The organism is Streptomyces sp. NPDC000941 (assembly GCF_053599555.1).
Genome location: NZ_JBSFMM010000384.1, coordinates 1 through 5876 on the forward strand (window position 1 = coordinate 1; position 5876 = coordinate 5876).

Genomic DNA, 5876 nt, shown 5'->3' on the forward strand with positions numbered 1-5876 from the left:
ACCGCAGACGCCCGCCTGGTCGAGGTGACCGACACGCTCCTGACCACTGCCGACGCCGACGAAAGCAACCCGGCCCTGAACGGCAGGCATCCGCTGCAGCTCGCCTACGTGATGTATACCTCGGGCTCCACCGGCGAACCGAAGGGCGTGGCCGTGCCGCACCGCGGTGTGGTGGAGCTGGCCCTGGACAGGGCGTGGGCCGGGGACACGGATGGTGTGCATGAGCGGGTGCTGATGCATGCTCCGCATGCCTTCGACGCCTCGGATTACGAGATCTGGGTGCCGCTGCTGTCGGGCGGCCGGGTCGTCGTAGCACCCAACGAGCAGGTCGACACTCAGGCGCTGCGTGGGCTGGTGGCGGGTGGCGAGGTGAGTGCGGTGCATGTGACGGCGGGGTTGTTCCGGGTGATCGCGGAGGAGGATCCCGGGTGTTTCGACCAGGTCCAGGAGGTGTTGACCGGCGGTGACGTGGTCTCCCCCACCGCCGTCCAACGCGTACTCCAGGCCTGCCCGCACATCAGGGTGCGATCGCTGTACGGGCCCACGGAGATCACCCTGTGCGCCACCCAGCACCTCATGACCCCCGCCACACCACCCGGCACCTCGGTCCCCATCGGCCGGCCCATGGACAACACCCGCGCCTACGTCCTGGACGACACCCTGCGCCCCGTACCCCCAGGAGTCGCAGGCGAGCTCTACATCGCCGGAACGGGCCTCGCCCACGGCTACATCAACCAACCCGCCACCACCGCCGAACGCTTCGTCCCCGACCCCTTCGGCGCACCCGGCACCCGCATGTACCGCACCGGCGACCTCGCCCGCTGGAACACCAACGGCACACTCGAACACCTCGGCCGCACCGACACCCAAATCAAAATCCGCGGCTTCCGCATCGAACCCGGCGAAATCGAAGCGACACTGACCACCCATGATGCGGTTGCCCAAGCCGCCGTCCTTGTCCGTGAAGACCAGCCCGGCGACAAGCGGCTGGTCGGCTATGTGGTGCCGACGGATGCGGAAGTGGGAGTTGATACCGCCCAGGTGCTGGGGGTGGCCAGGGACCGGCTCCCCGACTACATGGTGCCCACCACACTCATCACCCTCGACCGCCTGCCCCTGACACCAAACGGCAAGCTCGACCGCAACGCTCTCCCCGCCCCCGACTACACCACATCCACCACCCGCCGAGCACCCCGCACACCGCACGAGGAGATCCTGTGCGGTCTCTTCGCCGAAGTCCTCGCGGTCCCCGACGTCGGCATCGATGACAGCTTCTTCTCCCTCGGCGGACACTCTCTCCTCGCCACCCGCCTCATCAGCCGCATCCGCACCACCCTGGACGTCGAACTCACCATCCGCGCCCTCTTCGAAACACCCACCGTCGCCGGACTCGCCGAACACCTCCACACATCCAACGCCCACACCACACGCCCCAAACTCACCACCCAAACCCGGCCCGAACCCGTACCCCTCTCCTTCGCACAACGCCGACTCTGGTTCCTCGGCCAACTCGAAGGCCCCTCAGGCACCTACAACATCCCCATGTCCCTACGGCTACGCGGCCAACTGGACACCGATGCCCTGCGCCTGGCCCTGACCGACGTGGTCGAGCGGCATGAGAGCCTGCGTACGGTCTTCCCCCAGCACGACGGCCAGCCCTACCAGCACATCCTCCACAGCGACGCGACATCGGTGTTCGAAGTGCTGGACATCGCCGAGGAAGACTTGGCGGAGGCGCTGAAGCGGGAGGCCGCCACTGGGTTCGACCTCGGCTGCGAGCTTCCCCTGCGCGTACGGCTGTTCGTGCTCGGGCCGGACGACTACGTACTGCTGGCTGTCGTACATCACATCGCCGCAGACGGCTGGTCGATGGCACCCTTCGCCCGCGACCTGACCACCGCCTACCAGGCCCGCACCGACGGCGAGGCACCCGGATGGCGCGCGCTGCCGGTGCAGTACGCGGACTACACGCTCTGGCAGCAGGAAATCCTCGGCCACGAAGACGACCCCGACAGCCTGGTCAACGCCCAGCTGGAGTACTGGGCCACCACCCTGGCCGGTGTGCCCGAGCAGCTGGAGCTGCCGGTCGATCGTCCCAGGCCCGCCGTAGCGTCGTACGAGGGCGACAGCGTGGCGCTGCACGTGCCGGCGCCCGTACACGCCCGGCTGGCGGAGCTGGCCCACGACAGGGGCGCAAGCGTCTTCATGACCGTCCAGGCCGCCCTGGCCGTCCTTCTGAGCCGTATGGGCGCGGGCCATGACATCCCGATCGGCACACCCATCGCCGGACGCACCGACGACGCGCTCGACGAGCTGGTCGGCTTCTTCGTCAACACCCTCGTCCTGCGTACGGACACCAGTGGCGACCCCACCTTCCGCGAGCTCATCGAACGCGTACGGGAAACGGACCTGGCCGCCTACGCACACCAGGACGTGCCCTTCGAACGCCTCGTGGAAGTACTCAACCCGCAACGCTCCCTGGCGCATCACCCCCTGTTCCAGGTGATGCTCGCCCTTCAGAACAACACCCACCCCCACCTCGACCTCCGCGGCCTGCACGTCACCCGGCAGCCCTTGGGTGGCACCGCCGCCAAATTCGACCTGACCGTCAATCTCAGCGAGCACCGCGCCGCGGACGGCGCCGCCGACGGCCTCACCGGACACCTCGACTACCGCACCGACCTCTTCCACCCCACCACCATCGAGGCGCTGGCCACACGGCTCGTCCACGTCCTGGCGACAGTCACCGCCGATCCGGACACCCGAGTCAGCCAGATCGACATACTCGGCGAGGGCGAACGGCACCAGGTCCTCACCCACTGGAACGACACCGCACACCCGCTCCCGGACGCCCTGCTGCCCGAACTCTTCGAGGCCCAGGTCAAGCGCACCCCCGACGCGGTCGCGGTCGTCTTCGAGGGCCAGGAAGTGACGTACGCCGACCTCAACGCCCGAGCGAACCGGCTGGCGCGGTGTCTGATCGCCCAGGGCGCCGGGCCGGAGCGGCTGGTGGCGGTGGCGCTGCCGCGCTCGGCCGAACTGGTCGTCACCCTGCTGGCCATCCTCAAAAGCGGCGCGGGGTACCTCCCCATCGACCCGGACTACCCCACCGACCGCATCCACTACATGCTCCAGGACGCGGCCCCCACACTCCTGGTCACCGACACCACCACATCCGCCGCTCTCCCCCCGGCCGACGATCTGCCTCGGCTGATGGTGGATGACGAGTGGGCCGCTCGATACGACGATGCGGATGTCGTGGACACCGACCGCACGGGCGGCCTGCTCCCCCAGCATCCCGCCTACGTCATCTACACCTCCGGCTCCACCGGTCGCCCCAAGGGCGTCACGGTCCAGCAGCGGAGCGTGGTCAATCTCATCACCTGGGCCGCCTCCGAGTTCGGGCCCGAGCGATTGACTCATGTGTACGTCTCGACGTCTCTCAACTTCGACGTCTCGGTCTTCGAGCTCTTCACGCCGCTCATCACTGGCGGACGCGTCGAGGTGGTCCGCGACCTGCTCGCTCTTGGTGGCAGTGTGCCGGACAGTGGGTCTTCCTGCCTCATCAGCGGTGTTCCCTCCGTTGTCTCAACTCTCCTCAGCAGCGGTGGAAACATTGACGCGGGAACGGTGGTGTTGGCCGGCGAGGCCATCACGCCACACGTGGCGAACGCCATTCGTGCCGCCGTTCCGGGAGGTCTGCTCGCGAACTGCTACGGGCCCACCGAAGCCACCGTCTACTCCACGTCATGGTTCACCGACGATGAGCTCACCACCGCTCCCCCCATCGGTCACCCCGTGTGGAACACACAGGTGTATGTGCTGGACGCGACGCTGCAACCAGTGCCGGTGGGGGTGCCCGGCGAGCTCTACATCGCCGGTGCGCAACTGGCCCGAGGGTATCTGGGGCGGCCTGGTCTGACGGCGGAGCGGTTTGTGGCGAATCCGTTCGGCACGACGGCGGCGGCGCGGATGTACCGGACGGGGGATGTGGTCCGGTGGCGGGCGGACGGGCAGCTGGAGTTCGTGGGGCGTGCGGACGCCCAGGTCAAGGTGCGTGGCTTCCGTATCGAGCCCGGCGAGGTGGAGAGCGTCCTGGCGGCGCACGACGCCGTGGCGCAGACCGCCGTCCTGGTACGGGAGGACCGGCCCGGAGACCGGCGTCTGGTCGGCTATGTGGTGCCCACGGACACGGGTGTAGGGCTTGACGCCGCACAGGTGCTGGAAGTGGCCAGGGGCCGACTGCCGGACTACATGGTCCCCTCAGCACTCGTCGTACTCGAACGGCTGCCCCTGACCCCGAACGGCAAGCTGGACCGCAAGGCCCTGCCCGCCCCCGACTACACCACAACACTCACCCGCCGCGCCCCGCGCACACCACGCGAGGAGATCCTGTGCGGGCTGTTCGTGGAAGTGCTGGGTGTCGCCGACATCGGCATCGACGACAACTTCTTCACGCTCGGCGGACACTCCCTCCTCGCCACCCGCCTCATCAGCCGCATCCGCACCACCCTGGGCCTGGAGCTCGGCATCCGCGCGCTCTTCGAGTCCCCGACCGTCGCCGGACTGAGCGCACGAACAGATCAAGAAACCAGCCTGGTACGCCAGCCGCTGACCGGCAGGCCACGGCCCGAGACCGTACCCGTCTCCTTCGCGCAACGCCGACTGTGGTTCCTCGGCCAACTCGAAGGCCCCTCAGGCACCTACAACATCCCCATGTCGCTTCGGCTGCGCGGCCAACTGGACACCGACGCCCTGCGCCTGGCCGTGGGGGATGTGGTCGGGCGGCATGAGAGCCTGCGGACACTCTTCCCCGAGACCGATGGCCAGCCCCGTCAGCACATCCTTCAAGGCGACGTCGCATCGGTGTTCCAGGTGTTGGATGTGGCCGACGGGGACCTGGCCGAAGCACTGATGAAGGAGGCTCGCGCCGGGTTCGACCTCTCGCGTGACCTTCCGCTGCGGGTACGGCTGTTCGCCGTGGCGCCGGATGAGTACGTACTGCTGGCAGTCGTACACCACATCGCCGCTGACGGCTGGTCGATGGCACCCTTCGCCCGCGACCTGACCACCGCCTACCAGGCCCGCACCAACGGCAAGGCACCCGGATGGCAAGCGCTGCCGGTGCAGTACGCGGATTACGCCCTGTGGCAGCGTGAGGTGCTGGGCAGCGAAGAGGACCCGGACAGTGTGATCTCGCAGCAGCTGGCCTACTGGACGGCTGCCCTGGCGGGCGTGCCGGAGCAGCTGGAGCTGCCGGTGGACCGGCCCCGGCCGGCCGTGGCATCGCATGAGGGCGGCAGTGTGGGGGTGCGGGTGCCGGTCGAGGTGCACACCCGACTGGTCGAGTTGGCGCAGGGCAGCGGGGCGAGTGTGTTCATGACCGTCCAGGCCGCCCTGGCCGTCCTGCTCACCCGGATAGGCGCGGGCACCGATATCCCGATCGGCACGCCGATTGCCGGGCGTACGGATGACGCGCTGGACAATCTGGTCGGATTCTTTGTGAACACGTTGGTGTTGCGTACGGATGTGAGTGGTGATCCGACGTTCCGTGAGTTGGTGGGGCGGGTGCGGGAGACGGATCTGGGTGCGTTCGCGCATCAGGATGTGCCGTTCGAGCGTTTGGTGGAGGTGCTGAACCCGGAGCGGTCGATGGCCCGGCATCCGCTGTTCCAGGTGATGCTCTCCTTCCAGAACAACATCCGCGCCACCCTGGACCTTCCGGATCTGGACATCGCCCATCAGCCGTTGGGCGGGATCGCCGCCAGATTCGACCTCACCGTCAATCTCAGCGAGTTGCGTGCGGGGGATGGCGGTCCGGGTGGGTTGAGTGGGCATGTCGACTACCGGACGGATCTGTTCGATCCGGCGTCGAT

The 5876-nt window shown here is 68.0% G+C and carries 1 pseudogene; it reads left to right on the forward strand.

Annotation, left to right across the window (positions count from 1 at the left end):
• Positions 1–24: 24 nt before the first annotated feature.
• A pseudogene (locus tag ACWDSL_RS51285) lies at positions 25–5876 on the forward strand (amino acid adenylation domain-containing protein); the annotation flags it as partial.